The 15,747-nt window shown below is 51.2% G+C and carries 15 protein-coding genes; 11 read left to right on the forward strand and 4 right to left on the reverse strand.

Annotated features, from left to right (window positions below):
* Positions 1–13: 13 nt before the first annotated feature.
* On the reverse strand, positions 14–514 hold the full coding sequence (locus tag AACT35_RS10530; RefSeq protein ID WP_099239914.1) for a hypothetical protein: 501 nt from the start codon (positions 512–514) through the stop codon (positions 14–16).
* A gap of 95 nt (positions 515–609) precedes the next feature.
* Here AACT35_RS10530 and rnc point away from each other — a divergent pair, with 95 nt between their 5' ends.
* Positions 610–1,329 (forward strand): ribonuclease III, encoded by a 720-nt coding sequence (gene rnc, locus AACT35_RS10535; protein WP_012305702.1) that lies wholly within the window; start codon positions 610–612, stop codon positions 1,327–1,329.
* Positions 1,330–1,436: 107 nt separating this feature from the next.
* Here the strand turns inward: rnc and mutT are convergent, their stop codons facing one another.
* Positions 1,437–1,835, reverse strand: a complete 399-nt coding sequence (gene mutT / locus AACT35_RS10540) for an 8-oxo-dGTP diphosphatase MutT (protein ID WP_099239916.1) — start codon at positions 1,833–1,835, stop codon at positions 1,437–1,439.
* A gap of 151 nt (positions 1,836–1,986) precedes the next feature.
* Between mutT and AACT35_RS10545 the strand changes: the two genes are divergently transcribed.
* The 10 genes from AACT35_RS10545 to AACT35_RS10590 all read left to right on the forward strand — a co-directional run bounded on the left by AACT35_RS10545 (position 1,987) and on the right by AACT35_RS10590 (position 8,037).
* Positions 1,987–2,196 (forward strand): hypothetical protein, encoded by a 210-nt coding sequence (locus AACT35_RS10545; protein ID WP_012305700.1) that lies wholly within the window; start codon positions 1,987–1,989, stop codon positions 2,194–2,196.
* Between the two features lie 26 nt (positions 2,197–2,222).
* Complete coding sequence (gene accD, locus AACT35_RS10550) at positions 2,223–3,182, forward strand: acetyl-CoA carboxylase, carboxyltransferase subunit beta (protein ID WP_062431589.1); 960 nt, start codon at positions 2,223–2,225, stop codon at positions 3,180–3,182.
* 217 nt (positions 3,183–3,399) lie between these two features.
* On the forward strand, positions 3,400–4,299 hold the full coding sequence (locus AACT35_RS10555; protein ID WP_223209900.1) for a hypothetical protein: 900 nt from the start codon (positions 3,400–3,402) through the stop codon (positions 4,297–4,299).
* Between the two features lie 120 nt (positions 4,300–4,419).
* Positions 4,420–4,686, forward strand: coding sequence for a DUF4258 domain-containing protein (locus tag AACT35_RS10560; RefSeq protein WP_099239918.1), 267 nt, complete (start codon positions 4,420–4,422; stop codon positions 4,684–4,686).
* Complete coding sequence (locus AACT35_RS10565) at positions 4,683–4,934, forward strand: DUF2283 domain-containing protein (RefSeq protein WP_099239920.1); 252 nt, start codon at positions 4,683–4,685, stop codon at positions 4,932–4,934. The genes AACT35_RS10560 and AACT35_RS10565 overlap by 4 nt, the downstream gene beginning before the upstream one ends.
* Before the next feature lie 19 nt (positions 4,935–4,953).
* Positions 4,954–5,610: a ComF family protein gene (locus AACT35_RS10570; RefSeq protein ID WP_099239922.1), complete on the forward strand. Its 657-nt coding sequence runs from the start codon at positions 4,954–4,956 to the stop codon at positions 5,608–5,610.
* 104 nt (positions 5,611–5,714) lie between these two features.
* Positions 5,715–6,272, forward strand: coding sequence for an elongation factor P (efp, locus tag AACT35_RS10575; protein ID WP_012305694.1), 558 nt, complete (start codon positions 5,715–5,717; stop codon positions 6,270–6,272).
* An 85-nt stretch (positions 6,273–6,357) separates the two neighbouring features.
* Positions 6,358–6,855, forward strand: a complete 498-nt coding sequence (gene accB / locus AACT35_RS10580) for an acetyl-CoA carboxylase biotin carboxyl carrier protein (protein WP_099239924.1) — start codon at positions 6,358–6,360, stop codon at positions 6,853–6,855.
* Between the two features lie 63 nt (positions 6,856–6,918).
* Entirely contained in the window at positions 6,919–7,266 is a 348-nt protein-coding gene (locus tag AACT35_RS10585) for an ArsR/SmtB family transcription factor (protein ID WP_012305692.1), read from the forward strand.
* 117 nt (positions 7,267–7,383) lie between these two features.
* Complete coding sequence (locus AACT35_RS10590) at positions 7,384–8,037, forward strand: DUF3318 domain-containing protein (RefSeq protein WP_012305691.1); 654 nt, start codon at positions 7,384–7,386, stop codon at positions 8,035–8,037.
* Between the two features lie 12 nt (positions 8,038–8,049).
* Here AACT35_RS10590 and AACT35_RS10595 read toward each other — a convergent pair whose 3' ends face one another.
* Both AACT35_RS10595 and AACT35_RS10600 read right to left on the reverse strand, forming a co-directional pair.
* Positions 8,050–11,184: a hybrid sensor histidine kinase/response regulator gene (locus AACT35_RS10595; protein ID WP_099239926.1), complete on the reverse strand. Its 3,135-nt coding sequence runs from the start codon at positions 11,182–11,184 to the stop codon at positions 8,050–8,052.
* A gap of 114 nt (positions 11,185–11,298) precedes the next feature.
* On the reverse strand, positions 11,299–15,696 hold the full coding sequence (locus tag AACT35_RS10600; RefSeq protein ID WP_045441824.1) for a GAF domain-containing protein: 4,398 nt from the start codon (positions 15,694–15,696) through the stop codon (positions 11,299–11,301).
* Between the last annotated feature and the right edge of the window lie 51 nt (positions 15,697–15,747).

Raw genomic sequence — 15,747 nt, forward strand, 5'->3', positions numbered from 1 at the left:
AAATCACGCTCGATCAATAATTCCGGAAAATTGGCCGCCCGCACTTTTGTAGGATGCCTGGGGGAATCGGTTTACCGCTGGCGAGGCGTTGTTGTTGGCCCGGAGGGAGGCAGCGGCGATCCACGTCGTAAAAGTAATAGCCTTGGGAAGTTTGGGAACGGGAGCCATTCAGCAGCAGATCGACAAGGATTTCTTGGATGGTGCGGCGATCGCCCGTTTGCCCCCAGAACAGAGAAAAAAGCTGATCCCGAAAAAAATTATCCCCCTGTAACTGGGTAAAGCGGCTGTCTGGAATGGTTTGATATTGATTACGAATATCAGCCAGGATGCCCTGCCACGTTTGGCGGCCAGGAAGCCCCTGACTAGACCCCGAAGATTGCTGCACGATTGTCGGTTCGGGTTTGCGATCCGGTTTGGCGATCGCCCCAGGGCTGGGAAACAAGCCCGCCGCGACCAAGGCAGAGCCTAGGGTTAACTGAGTGAGCCGTGTGATCCGTTGCCCAAAAAAGCCCATAATTTTCCGCTGATGTTGCCTCAAATTGCTATGGTGTAGAGAGTAGACGAAAATCACCAGGCAAAGTTCCCTGCTTTTGCCATCTTAGTATTTCCATGGTTCCTCCCCAACGTCAAAAAAGCCTCCGTCGCCTCATCGATCGCCTCGGCCTCCCCGATTACCATGGTATGCGCTGGGATTTACTGGATCTGGCCCTCACCCACCCCAGCATTTCCCCCGACAAAAATTATGAACAGTTAGAATTTATCGGCGATGCGGTGGTGCGTCTGGCCGCGTCTGAAGTGCTCTATGCCGAATATCCCGCTGAACCCGTGGGAGAATTTGCCGCCATTCGGTCGATCCTCGTGAGCGATCGCACCCTGGCAGAATTTGCCCACCGCTACAATCTCAAAAAATATTTGTCCTACCACGGCCATTACCACGGTGCTGGGGAAATTTCCCTGTTGGCCGATGCCTTTGAGGCGATGTTGGGGGCTTTATTTCTCACCACCAACGATTTAAGCCTTGTGCATCCTTGGCTCGATGAGCATCTCCGCCACAAAGCCGCTGAGATTAAACAAGATCCAGCCCGGGAAAATTATAAAGATGCCCTACAAACCTGGAGCCAAGGGGAATACCAAAAACTCCCCACCTACCAAGTGACTGAAAATCCAGAATTTCGCCACGAAGAAGAACGGTTTTTGGCGGAAGTGAAGCTGGGGGATACTTTGCTCGGTAAAGGGGTTGGTCGTTCTAAAAAAGCCGCTGAACAAGCTGCCGCCCGCATGGCCTTTGAGGCGATCGCCCCCCTCGAAAATTTCACGCCCCAGCCATAGAAAAGCGCCCGGAGATCTGGCCTGAGTTACGATCCCCCGACGCCCTTCTATTGCCCTCACACCCAAACTAAAATTCTTAGACGATTAGCCCAGATTTAGGGTTCCATTTAGCTTTCTTGAATTGCCTCGATGATCGCTTGATTGGCTTCTGGGAACTGGTATTGCCCCAATTCGCCGGGATTGACCCACAAAATCTCTGCACATTCAAGGGGTTTGGCATCTCCAGCCAGGACACTGCACCAATGCACATGGAGTGAAACTTTGAATTTCGGGTAATCATGTTCAATTAGCATAAGGCGATCGCCCACCTCTACCTGGAGATTAATTTCTTCTTGGATTTCTCGCGCAATACAGGCTTCTACTGTTTCCCCTGGTTCGATCTTCCCCCCAGGAAACTCCCACAGGCCCGCCATTTCCCCTTGGTCTAAACGGCGATCAATTAAAATTTTTCCCTGGCGATCGCGAATAACGGCGACACCGATCTGCTTATGGGGCAAAGGCGACATTTTTTTAACTCCGCACACAAGATAAACCCGATCATTATAGGAGATGGCTCCCGCCGCATTTGCCCAGATTAATGGAGGGTTTTGTTGAAATAAACCATTTAGAATTGTCCTTGTGCTTTAGGCACCTCTACCTTTTGTCTTTTTCTAAACTGTGACTTGGATTACAATTAAAACCACAAAAGCCCGTTGGGAAGCTGAGATGATGGGAGAAATTCTCACCGCCCACAGTATCCCCAACCGCGTTTTGGATATTGGACTGGGCATTTATTTTGGGCAGGGTAGTCAAGCTGCCCTCCAGGTGCGATCGCCTGATCAATGGACCGCCTTACTCCTGCTCAGTCCCCCGGAAGATGACCCCTAAACCCTTGTGTTTCGCCCTAACCGCCTATGTCTCTTTTTGATTGGTTTGCCGCAAATCGCCAAAATTCTGAAACCCAGCTCCAGCCCCAACAGGAGCGCGAGATTGCCGATGGCCTCTGGACGAAATGCAAATCCTGCGATGCCCTCACCTACACCAAAGACCTCCGCAACAATCAAATGGTCTGTAAAGAGTGTGGCTTCCATAACCGGGTCGGCAGTCGGGAACGGGTACGTCAATTGATTGACGAAGGCACCTGGACAGAAATTGGTCAGAATGTCGCGCCGACCGATCCCCTGAAATTCCGCGACAAAAAAGCCTATAGCGATCGCCTCAAAGATTACCAAGAAAAAACAAGCCTCACCGATGCCGTGATCACTGGCACAGGACTGATTGACGGTTTGCCCCTTGCTTTAGCAGTGATGGACTTTGGCTTTATGGGCGGCAGCATGGGATCCGTCGTCGGCGAAAAAATTTGTCGCCTCGTAGAACATGGCACCGCCGAAGGTTTACCCGTGGTGGTTGTTTGTGCTTCTGGTGGAGCAAGAATGCAAGAGGGCATGCTCAGTCTGATGCAGATGGCGAAAATCTCTGGTGCCCTCGAACGCCATCGCACCAAAAAATTACTCTACATCCCTGTCCTGACTAATCCCACCACCGGGGGCGTCACCGCTAGCTTTGCGATGTTGGGAGATTTGATTCTTGCCGAACCCAAAGCAACCATCGGTTTTGCTGGACGCCGCGTCATTGAACAAACATTGCGCGAAAAACTTCCTGACGATTTCCAGACGTCTGAATATTTACTCCAACATGGGTTTGTGGATGCGATTGTGCCCCGCACTGAATTGAAAAAAACCCTCGCCCAAATGATTAGCCTCCATCAGCCCTTTCACCCGATTTTGCCGGAGCTACAATTGGCTCCCCATGTGGAAAAAGAAAAAGTTTACGAACCCATTGCCTCTACTTCAACCAACGACTTTTACAAGTAGACAAAGTGAGTAAAAAACATTGCCGTGATTAGCATAAACAATGGCACCCTTTAGGGATTTTGTTGCTAAATGTACTGTTATTACTGGCATTCATGTTAACTTTGATTAAACATCTCTTTGCATCGACCCAAACAATGGCTTGATAGGGCGTCGCGGAGAGACATTTTTCTTTAGGCATCAATTTAGGTTGAGCGGGAGTCGGGATATGGAAAATGTCATGAATCAGACTTGGCAAAAGACAGCTCTCAGCTGGGAATATCACAAGGCAGCCAATCCGCGTTTAGCAGATGTACCCATTCGTGCATTTCCGGCCAGCCTCCATGAATCCGGTGAAACACGGGTCATCCCCCTCGACCTTGCGGTGGAACTGGGGACAAAATACCCCGCCACGACTCCGAATCTTCTCGCTAACTATATTCGGATTAATGCTGGGGAACAGATTCCGGCGATCGCCGCTTCCAGTTCTGAAGTTTTTTATGTGATGCGTGGTGCCGGGCGTACCGAAACTGAATATGGCGTGCTCGAATGGAAAAAAGGTGACTCCTTTACCCTGCCAATGAATGCAGGCGTTACCCACTATGCCGATGAAGATAGTGCGCTCTATTGGGTTCACGATGCGCCGATGTTGGCTTATCTTGGCGTTCGGCCCACTGCCCCCCGCTTTGAACCGGCTTTCTACGCCAGCGAATATCTCAACAGCGAAATTGAACGTATCCGGGAAGAAGGCATTCGCCGCAACCTCAACCGTAACGGTGTAATTTTAGGCAACCCCGAAAGTGAAGCCACCCGCACCGCCACCCACACCATGTGGTCTCTGTATAATCTGGTGCCGCCCCATTCTTCCCAAAAGCCCCACCGTCACAATTCCATTGCCTTAGATTTAGCGGTTTCAGCGAAAGAAAATACCTACACGTTGATCGGCAAATCCCTTGATAACGATGGCAATATCATCAACCCAGTGAAAGTGATGTGGCAGCCCAATAGCGTTTTTGTAACGCCGCCGAGCCTTTGGCATTCCCACCACAATGAGTCTGACGAAGATGCCTTTGTTTTTCCGGTACAGGATGCAGGGATGCAAATTTATATGCGTACCTTAGACATTCAATTCGCTAAATAGAAACTACTCGTTACTCGTGATCAATAACCTGTCGCTACTTCGATGCTCTCCTAGGTTAGGAGAGTTTTTTTGTTTCTTCCAAAACGTAAAATGAGTAGGGCTAGAATATCAGTAGTACCAATGCTTGACCCCCTCGATGGGTATATACTTTCCCGCCATGCCCGTGACGTCTTACAAAAAAGCGATCGTAATTATATTAATCCAGAATGGATACGACGAACCTTAACGGCGCCAGATTATATTGACCGAGACGAGAGGCCAAATGCTTGCCGAGCCTGGAAACGCATCCCAGAGTATGGAAATCGTGCTTTAAGGGTCGTTTACAATTCAGAAAAACAACCCCCCGTCATTATTACTGTATTTTTTGACAGGAGCTTTAAGGGATGAACATGATCGAATACGACCCAGAAACGGATGCTGCCTATCTCAAGATTCAGAAAGGGAGTTACGTTGAATCTGAGGAAATCAGTGCGGGAATAATTTTGGATTATGACCAGAATGAAAATGTTATCGCCCTAGAATTGTTAGGGGTCAAGTCGCTTCAACCAAGCCAGTGGCAAAGCTTAGAGTCTCGGTTGCCTGTAACTGCCTATGAGCAACTGCAAGTCTTTTTTGCTAATACCAGCCATGTCTAAATAGATTGCGCCAATTTGCATGAAGCTTTTTCAAGATTTCTTTTCCCTATTTCTTCAGGATAAATGTCCCCTCTGCGATCGCCCTGGAGAAAATATCGTCTGTCGGGACTGCGATCGCCAATTACAAAAAACAAAGCTCATCAATCCTAAACGCCACTGGCAAAACGATCTGCCGCTATTCGTCTGGGGCCAGTATGACGGCATTCTCAAACGGGCGATCGCCACAATGAAATACGACAATTGCCCTCAACTGGGACGCTGGCTCGGTACCCAATTGGGTTTGCAATGGCGAAAATCCTTTCCAAACCAGCAAAAATTAACCGTTATCCCTATCCCAATGCACCCCGCAAAACAACAGCAACGGGGTTTTAACCAAGCAGAGATTATCGCCCGTCAATTTGCCCAAGTCACCGGATTACGCTACGAAGCCCAGCTTCTCCAACGCCCAAAAGCAACCCAAGCCCTCTTTGAACTGACGGTGGCACAACGACAACGGGAGCTGCAACGGGCTTTTTCTCTTAACCCTAAAGTCATATCCCAAGGATTGCGCCGGCCTATTTTGCTGATTGACGACATTTACACAACAGGGACAACGGCCACCGAAGCCCAACAAACCCTTGTGCGTGGGGGCTTAGAAGTTTGCGGCATTGCGGCGATCGCCACCCCTAAAACCTGAAAAACACCTCCCCCCGAAAGCAGTGGAGGAATTTAGCCGGAAATTTCCCTATCAACGGTAGAATATGGTTTGATTATGCAAGCCCGTAATGTTGCTAAAGCTCCATGATTTCAAGTAATGACTTTCGTACTGGTACATCCATCGAATTAGACGGTTCAGTGTGGCGCGTCGTCGAATTTCTCCACGTTAAACCCGGTAAAGGTTCCGCCTTTGTCCGGACAAAACTAAAAAACGCCCAAACAGGCAGCGTCGTTGAAAAAACATTCCGCGCTGGTGAAACCGTTCCCCAAGCGATCCTCGACAAACGCACTATGCAACATACCTATAAAGAGGGCGAGCAGTTTGTCTTTATGGATATGGAAACCTATGAGGAAGTCCGCCTAACGGAAGCGCAAATTGGCGATCGCGTTAAATACTTGATGGAAGAAATGGAAGTTAATGTCCTCTTCTGGAACAGCCAAGTCATTGACGTTGAACTCCCGAATACCGTTGTCCTCGAAGTCACGGAGACAGATCCTGGTGTGAAAGGCGACACGGCCACAGGGGGCACCAAACCCGCCATCGTTTCCACAGGGGCCCAGGTCAATGTGCCTCTTTTTATCTCGATTGGTGAGCGCATCAAGATCGATACCCGCACCGATACCTATCTCGGTCGCGAATAAAGCCCCAAAGCTTTTTTGGAGATCCGCACTAATCCTGGCTTGGATCTCCCCCCTACCCATGCAGTTGTGAGGAATAACCTGTTCTGTGGCTATTAATTTACAAGAGATCCAAGAACTTCTATCCACCATCGGCCAAACCAATGTCACCGAGTTTGAACTCAAAACCGATGATTTTGAACTCCGTGTGAGCAAAGGTACTGTTGTGGCTGCTCCCCAGACGATGGTGATGCCTGAGGCGATCGCCCAACCAGCGACGTCCACTCCCGTTGTTTCTCAACCGACTGCAACCCCAGAAGCCCCCCAAGCGGAAACCTCGGCTCCCAGTGCGAGCATTGATGATAAGTGGGTCGCCATTACCTCCCCCATGGTGGGAACGTTTTACCGCGCGCCGGCCCCTGGGGAAGATCCCTTTGTTGCCGTCGGCGATCGCGTTGGCAATGGTCAAACCGTTTGCATCATCGAAGCGATGAAATTAATGAATGAGATTGAGGCAGAAGTCAGCGGTGAAGTTGTTAAAATTGCCGTTGAAGACGGTGAACCCATTGAATTTGGTCAGACCCTAATGTGGGTCAACCCAACCTAAGCGTTCCAATAATCAATTGATACAATAGTCTTAAACTATCTATTCCTTTTTCTGAGAAAACCAATGCCTGACGACCATCAGATGCCCCCAGAAGTTCTCCAACAGGTAGCTTCGTACTTTAGTGTTCTGGGAGAACCGATGCGGTTGAGGATTTTAGGTCTTTTACAGGACGGGGAACGCTGCGTCCAGGATTTGGTTCAGGCAACGGATACAAGCCAAGCAAACGTGTCTAAACACCTCAAGGTGATGCTCCAGGCGGGAATTTTACAGCGACGGAGTGAAGGAACTTCTGCCTATTATCGGGTCAGTGATGAACTGATCTACGACCTGTGTAATTTAGTTTGTAATCGCTTGGCTGAGCGCATTGAAGAACAGGCAAAGAAGTTTCGCAATGCCTCTTTGACTTCCTAGGCGATCGCCTTTGTTGATGCTGTCCAAGGTTAACAAAAGGATTAGGTCACGAAAGTTTACAATTGTTATAACGAAGCAAGAATTTATTCCCTAGCCCACCTACAGATTGCCGATCCTATGACTTCCTATTCCACTTTTTCTGCCAGAGCCGAAATGAGTGAGCTGCGTCGCCTCAAGACGCTGTTGCCCCCTGAGTTGCAAAGTTGGGTGATGGTTGAGGGCACCACAGAAGTCAATCCCCCCCTCATCCGCTGCGAAGAATTAGGCAAAGATGAAGTCGAAATTCAAATTGATTTGGCGAAGTGGGAAAATCTCGCCATTGACCAACGCAACCTCTTGTTTTGGCATGAAGTCGCAAAGATCCAGAACGATACAATTCCCCGGGAAGGCTGGGAAATGGCAGCCCTCGCCATTGGTCTGGGGGGTGCTGTGGGCGAGCTTTGGGTTCAGGATGGTTTGCTCTTGGTTTTGGCGATCGCCCTTTGTGGTTTTTCGGGCTACCGACTGTGGCAAAAAAATAGCGGTGAAAAACGGATGACCATCGCCATTGATGCCGACGAACAGGCGATTCGCCTCGCTACTCGGTTTGGTTATACCCTACCCAATGCCTACAAGAGTTTGGGGAGTGCCCTTAAAGCCCTGATTGAGCAAACCCCCAACCGCCGCAAACGCAAGGATTACGAAACACGGCTCCAGTTCCTACGGAAGAGTGCCGCCAAAGCCAAGGCCCAGATGGAAGACCAACAGGTACGCCGTCCGAAAATGAGCTAATTTCTGTAGTAATTAAGGGGTGGCGATCGCCGCTGGTTGTGCCTTTGTTTCGGCGATCGCCCCTTGGAGGGTTTCAATTAACTCTTGATCTAAATAGGGCTTCGTTAAGTAGCCATTTGCCCCCAACTGCTGGGCCAACTGCCGGTAGCGTTTACTGCCCCGGGAAGTCAGCATTAGCACCGGAAGTTCCGCTTTTGGATGTTTTTTGCGACAGCGGCCGAGAAACTCAAAGCCGTTCATATTGGGCATTTCCACGTCACAAATAATCCCGACCACTTCAGGGTGAAGCTCCAATTGGTTGAGGCCATCGGCACCGTCTTGGGCCTGGATGACGCGATAACCAGCCTTTTGCAGGGTGGTGGAGAGGGTTTGTCGGGTCGTTAGAGAATCATCAATGGCGAGGACAGTCGGCAAAGTTAATTTTGGCTGGCGGGTCTGGAATTGGGGATTAATGATGGTTGTGTTGTGGCTATCTTTTTGGCAGACCCGTTCAATGAGGGCGGCACTATCTAGGACAGGAACGAGACGACCATCCCCTAAAATGGTGCAACCAGAAATATACCGAGGTGAGGCGATCGCCGTCCCAAAGGGTTTGATCACCAGATCTTGTTCGAGGAGAATTTGATCGACCCGCAAACCAATCACTTCATTGGCCTGGGCCATGACCAAAACCATCTGTTGGCCCACTTGATTCCAAATATTACTGATATTGCCCTGGGCTAAAGAGCCAATTTGTTGGCGACTGGCAATGGCCGAAGCGGGATAATTAAAGCCACTCAGGAGGGCTTGGACAAGGGGCACTGTTTTCCCCTGCCAGCGGAACTGTTCTTGATGACCGTCTTTTGTGAGATCTGCTTTTTCGGCAGCGGCGATCGCCGACAAACTATTGATGGGAACCGCAAAGACACTCTCCTGACAACGGAAAATCAACAATTTTGTAATGGTCATACTCCAGGGGAGCCGGAGGGTAAAAGTTGTCCCTTGGCCTAGCTCAGAGGTCAGGGAAATATTCCCCTTGAGGGCGCGAATTTGCAGACGTACCGCATCAAGGCCCACCCCCCGACCCGATAAATGACTGACTTTTTCTGCTGTTGAAAAACCCGGAACAAAGAGTAATTCATACAGTTGTGACCGAGATAATTCCGCCGCTTCAGTGGCACTGACTAAGCCTTTGCGCACGGCTTTGGCACGAACCTTTTCAATGTCAATGCCGCGACCATCATCCTGGATTTCAAGGTAGGTAGAGTTGCCCCGGTTGTAGGCTTTGATTGTAATCGTGCCCGCTTCTGATTTATTGTGGGCAAGGCGCTCTTCGGGGGAGTCGATGCCATGGTCAAAGGCATTACGAACTAAGTGAACCAGAGGATCATAGAGCTTCGATAAAATCGCTCGATCCACAAGGGTATCGGTTCCTTCTAGGTTCAGGCTGACGGGTTTATTACCCTTAACGGAAAGATCACGCACAGTACGCGGAAAACGGTTCAGAAGCTCCCCAATGGACAACATCCGCGCTTGGATTAGATTATTTTCTAGTTGTTTGAGGGTTTGTTGTCGTTGTTTGAGGGCCTGCTGATCCTGCTGGGCGATGAGGGTGGTGTCTTCAATGGTTTCACTGAGCTGGGCCATTTCCTCGGTCATGGTCGAAGCAAAAATGACAAATTGTGCCAACTGAGCCCGGGCCTGGGGATTTTTGACCACTAGTTCTTTGGCATATTCTTGGAATTGCGCGGTAATTTTATCGAAGCGACCATACCAGCGTTTGAGGGAATCGAGGGTGTCGCTGCTTTGTTTATTCCGGAGTAGGGCGCTGTTGTCCTGGGTGACTAATTCGCCAACCAGGCTGTTGAGGTGATTGAGGCGGCCCATGTCGAGGCGCACGCTGAGGCTATTGGTGTCAATGCTTGGTAGAACGGGATTGGCAGGGGGGGCGATCGCCTTTTCTGGCACCGGAGCCTTTTCTGGGACTGGTGCTGCTGCTGCAGAATTTGGAATTAACTTGGGTTCTAACGCCTTAGTCTGAGGAGGGCTGGGGGGAGTCTCGTCCTCGGTGAAAACAATATCATTCTGGATGATCGGTTCGCTGGGTTCCGGTTCATCCATGAGCACCAAGCTCGTGAGATCTACATCGACCTCCCCTAGGGCGTCATCGGCTTCTAGGATCAGTTCAGCCAGATCAATGTCACTCAGGACGGGTCGCATCTCGGCTTCTGGTCGGGCATTTTGGGTTAAAAATTGGAGGGCGGCCAGTTCATCGGCATCGAGGGAAAGACCGTTTCCTAAATCTTCGCCATTGCCGTTATTCACGAGGTCATTGACCGTCTCTAGGGGAAGAGCTTCTGGTGTCGTTGACGGGGAGGGAGTCTGGGTTTGGCTGAGTTGGTGGAGGGCGGCACTGGGTTCTCCACCCTGGGTGCGATCGCCAGCGAGGACAGCGGCTTGGCCCGCTTGGAAATCAGCAAGGGCGCAGCGGGCAATCTCTAGGTACTGCTCAGCATTGGTTTCAAGGGCCGTTTGGGCCACCTGGGCGATCGCCGCAAAGCCTTCGAGGTTCAACATATCGCCTAGGGTTGCCAAAACTTCCATTTGGGAAACGAGTTCCCCGTGGGGATTTTTCGTCGGCGGTTTGTTGACGTAATTTTCGAGGCGACCAAGGGCTTGGGGGACTTCTTCTTTGAAAATAAATTCAGTAATATCCCCTTCCATCTGCATTTCTGGCAGTTCTGCCGCTTCATCTAGGGCATGGCCTAACTTCTCTTCTAACTGGCTAAAGATCGGTTTTGCCCGTCCTAAAGCGTGGTCAGGGTCATATTCTCCCTGGTGAATTTGCTGATTGATCGGGTCTTGGAGGGCGTCATAGGCTTCGAGCAACAGGTTTTCCAGCTCCACATCGAATACAGTGTCTTCTTTGTAAAGAGCCCGGATGCCGTTTTCTAGATCATGGGCGATCGCTTGGATAGCCATCAAGCCCACACAGGCGGCTCCCCCTTTAATGGAATGGGCGGCCCGCATCAAACCATGGATTGTCGGTGTTTCGTGGTCTTGGCAGAGGTTCATCAAACCCGTTTCGAGGTGCTGCAAAAGCGCCTGTGATTCCTGGACAAAGAATTCATAGGCTTGATCGTTTGTATCAACTGTTTCCTTGGCCATGATTGGATGATGATCCCCTACTCAACCGATGTGATGATAAAAAATAATGTTGCGATGCGATGTTACTCGACAGGGTGGGGAAAGGGCGATCGCCTCTCCCCGATACCCCGACAACTACTGCACCTTAAAGCGAGACACACTCTGTTGCAGTTCCCCGGCTACTCCCAGGAGCTTGGTGAACGATTCCGCCACCTTCACCGATTGGGCGGAGGTTTGATTAGAAACATTGGCCACATCCTGCATCGTTTGGTTCAGCTCATTGGAAATATCAACCTGGGTAGACGCCGAATCCGCAATTTTTTCGACGGTTTGGTTGATACTCATACTGACCTTGGCAAGATCCGTGAGGGCTTGGCGTGTCCCTTTCACTAATTTCGTCCCGATCAAGACCCGCTTCCGGCCCACATCCATGGCTTTGATTACCTCGTTGGTTTCCGCCTGGATTTCTTCGATGATCGCCTCAATCTCCTTGGTGGCGTTGGCCGATTGTTCCGCTAGGGTGCGCACTTCATTGGCGACGGCAAATCCCTGTTCTTCTTCCCCGGCGCGAGTTGCCTCCACAGAAGCATTCAGGGCGAGGAGATTGGTTTGGTTGGCCAGTTCGCGGATCAGGTTTAAGACCCGGGAGATCTTCTGGGAAGAATCCGCCAGATTTTTAACCTTGCGGGCCGTTGCTTCAACGGTTTGTTGGATCGCCACAATCCCCTGGACCGTCCGGTTCATGGCCATGTCCCCTGATTGGAGGGTTTTGTTGGCCAATTGGACTTTGGCTTGGGCTTCCTGGGCGTTGCTGGCGACCTCTTGGATGGATCCAGTCATTTTAAAGAGCTTATCGAGGGCCACATTGACGCTCTCAGCTTGGCGCAACGCTTCCGCAGACAGGTTTTGAATCAAGGATTCACTTTCTTGGGCAGTGTCTGACACAATGGTTGTCGATTCCTGTACCCGCTGTACGAGCAGTTGGAGATTTTCGAGGGTGGCGTTGAAAAAGTCAGCGACAGTGCCCATTTCCCCTTCGGTGACCCCAGCCCGCACGGTCAAATCCCCTTCAAAGGATTCTTCGATTTCTTCGAGGAAGTTTTCAATTTGCCCTTGGAGTTGCTCCCGCTGTTGACGCTGTTCTTCGGAAACAATTTCTGCTTGGCGACGGGATGTTTCGACTTCTTCGAGGAGGAGGGCTTGGTCGAGGGCATAGCCCAACTGGATCGCCACCTGACGGAAGGACTCTACCAGGGGAGCCTCCCATTCTCTGGTACTCGAACATTGGTGCGCCCCCAAAAGACCATAAAGCTTTTGGTTAACGAGAATGGGAACCACCACGTTGGCCTTTACCTGCCATTTACCGAGTTGTTCTTCGTGACAAGCGGTGAGGCCAGCTTGGGAGACATCGGGGGTCACTTGCACCCGCCCTTGGCGATAGGGTTCAACGTAATCTTCGGGGAAACAGGGGGCATCGCCGGAGGTCATCATATCTTCGCTGAGTTTGCGCCAACCGGATTTGACGGCTTCGTATTTAATCCGGCCATCCCAGTTGTCATCAAAGCGATAAACCACGACCCGATCGCACTTCATAAGCTTGAGGGCTTCTTCGACGCCAGTCCGGAAGATCCGTTCTAGATCGAGGGATTCACGGATCCGGAAACTGATGAGGTTTACTTGGCGTGTCCGGACGAGTGCCTGCTCCTGTTCCCGGCGGAGGAGGGCCTGGTCGAGGGCATACCCCACCTGTTCTGAGAGTTGACGGAGGATATCAATTTCCACCTCACTCCAAAGACGGGTGCTGGCACATTGGTGCACAATCAACATGCCATAGAGACGTTGGTTCGCACTAATCCCGGTGGCCATATAACCCTTGACACCATAGGGGGCAAACTCATTCACATGGCAGTCAACAAAATCAGCATTAAAAATATCGGGAATCGCGACGATGTGACCCTTCTGGTAATTTTTTGAAAGCTTTTCTGTGACCCGGGGTTCATTGGTGCGTAAGCCGAGGGTTGTGGGGTAGCCCTGCTCCACCGATTCTGCGGTGATTAGCCCTTTCCAAGAGGAATCAAATTCATAGACAATCGACCGGTCTGTACCCAAAAGATCCTGGGCTTCTTCGACGGCGACATTGAGAATGGCCTCTACCGTCGAGGCGGCCTGGAGTCGCATCCGGGTTTCATTCAGGCGCTTGGCACGGTCTTGTTCTTCCTTGAGGAACGCCTGCTCTAGAACATAGCCAATCTGCTGGGCAATTTGCTTTAGGGTATTGATCTCTAGGTCAGTCCATTGGCGCGGCCCAGAACATTGATGCACGATCAACATGCCATAGAGCTTTTGGTTAGCGACGATGCCAACGGCCATGTAGCCTTTAACGGCATGGGTCGCAAATTCGGTGATGTGACAGTCGATAAAGTCAGCTTCGTAGATGTTGGCGTAGGCCGTCACTTTCCCCCGGATGTAGGCCTTGGCAAATTTTTCGGTGACACGGGGTTCGTTGGTTTTTAATCCCAGGATCGACTCAAAACCAGACACAACGGATTCTGCATTGATCAGGCCGCGCCAGTTTTGATCCAAGCGATAGACAATCGCTCGATCAGCAGTGAGGATGTCTCGCGCTTCTTCGACGGCGGCGCTGAGAATTTCTTGGACTTCGAGGGATTCCTGGAGACGGGCACTCATCTCACTGAGGCGTTGGGCGCGCTCGGCGGTCATCTGCCGTTGTTCAATAAGGCTAATGCGTTCGAGGGCAAAGTTAACTTGGTTGCTAATTTGCTGGAGTAGGTTGCTATCGACCTCTTGCCAGGGGTGGGCACCTTGGCAACGGTGGACGACGATCAGGCCGAAAAGATTGCGTTCGATGGTAATAGGAGCAATCATCATCGCCCGCACCTGGGCCTGGTCGAGGGTTTCTAGTTGGGAGGCACTCAAACCGATGTCGCTGAGGCGATTTAGGACGGTGAGTTTGCCGCGCTGGGCCTGCTTGAGGTAGCGTTCATCGAGGCCACAGTCCTGGAGTGTTTTGCCCATGAGGCTTTTCCAGCGGGGATCGGCAGCTTCGGCGATCGCCATGGCTTTTTGGGGGCCATCGACCCGGAAAATGAGCACTCGGTCGGCTTGGAGGGCTTCGCGGGCATCGTCTACTGCTGTTTCGAGGATCTCTGCGGTGTCGTTAAAACTACCGAGACGGGACGACAATTCATTGAGAATTTGGGCCTGGAGGGCGGCATTTTCTTGCTGTTGGAGGGCAAAGGCTTGATCGAGGGCAGTGCTGACCTGGGTGGCGGCCTGGCGCAAAATCTCTAGTTCACTATCGGCCCAACGGCGGGGTAGTGAGCATTGATGCACCATCAAAAAGCCCATGAGTTTTTGGCGGGCGATAATGGGGGCGATCGCACTGGCGCGAATCCCTTTTGCCTTTAGGTGATTGAGCACCGCTTCATCAAGGTTGGCATCGTAGATATCCTCGATGACAGTCACCTGACCCCGGAGATAGGCGTCTTGGTGGGAGGCCTCCAACCAGGGAAGATCGAGTTCTAGGCCCAGGATTGTCGGAAATTGCCGTTCCACAGCCTCAGCAACCACTTGACCCCCAAGGGCATTTTCACCGAGCTGATAGACCACCGTGCGATCGCCCCGGAGCGCAGTTTGCACTTCCTGAACCACCGCCGCAAAAATATCCGCTGGCGTGAGAGATTCCCGGATCCGCGCACTGATTTGGTTTAACCATTGAGCCTGTTCCGCCGCCGCCCGCTGTTGATCTAACAATTGGGCCTGGTCGAGGGCGTAACCCACCTGCACCGCTAACTGCCGGAAAAATTCGATCTCCGACTCTGACCATTCCCTGGCGATCGCACATTGGTGGGCCACCAATAACCCATACAACTCTCCCCCCAAAAGCAGCGGTGCCGTTAAACTTGCCTGGACTTCCAATTGTTGCCATTGATCCAGTTGGGTATCATCCGTTGTCGTCCCGTGGCCGAGATTATTGAACGCTTCAACCCGCCCCTGCTGAAAGAGCCGAATGGCATGGTCTGACAACCCCACTAGAGAATAGGACATTCCCAAAGCGCTGGGCCACCGCCGTTCCACAGACTCGTACATCACTTTGCCGAGCCAATCTGGATCATCAAAGACATACACCACCACCCGGTCTACATCCAGGGCATTGCGCGCATCCGAGACCGTCGCATTGAGAATATATTCAAAACTTAAGGACTCACGAATGTGGGAAGTCATCGCATTGAGAAGCTCAGCCCGTTCCACTGCCGCCCGTTCTGTGGCTAACAGAGATTGGAGTTCTTCCGTCATCATGTCGATGTTGGAACGAAGATTACTGAGTTCACTCACAAGGGTGCCAGCCTTTGAGGTGAGGGTGGAATGCTTGCCGTTGTTGGCGTTGGTGGCCTGTACCGGCACAATGGTCACTGTTTCTTCAATGGGTCGTTCTTTGCGGTCGTGGCCAAGGGATTGGGGCTGAAGACGGTTGTCTTGGGAGCTGTTGGGGCGGAAGGGAGCTTGAGTCATGGCAGTTTCAGGGAATTTCAATTTAGATAAACGCAGGGAAATGAAAAAATG

Source organism: Synechococcus sp. BDU 130192 (assembly GCF_963876085.1).
Lineage (GTDB): Bacteria > Cyanobacteriota > Cyanobacteriia > Cyanobacteriales > MRBY01 > MRBY01.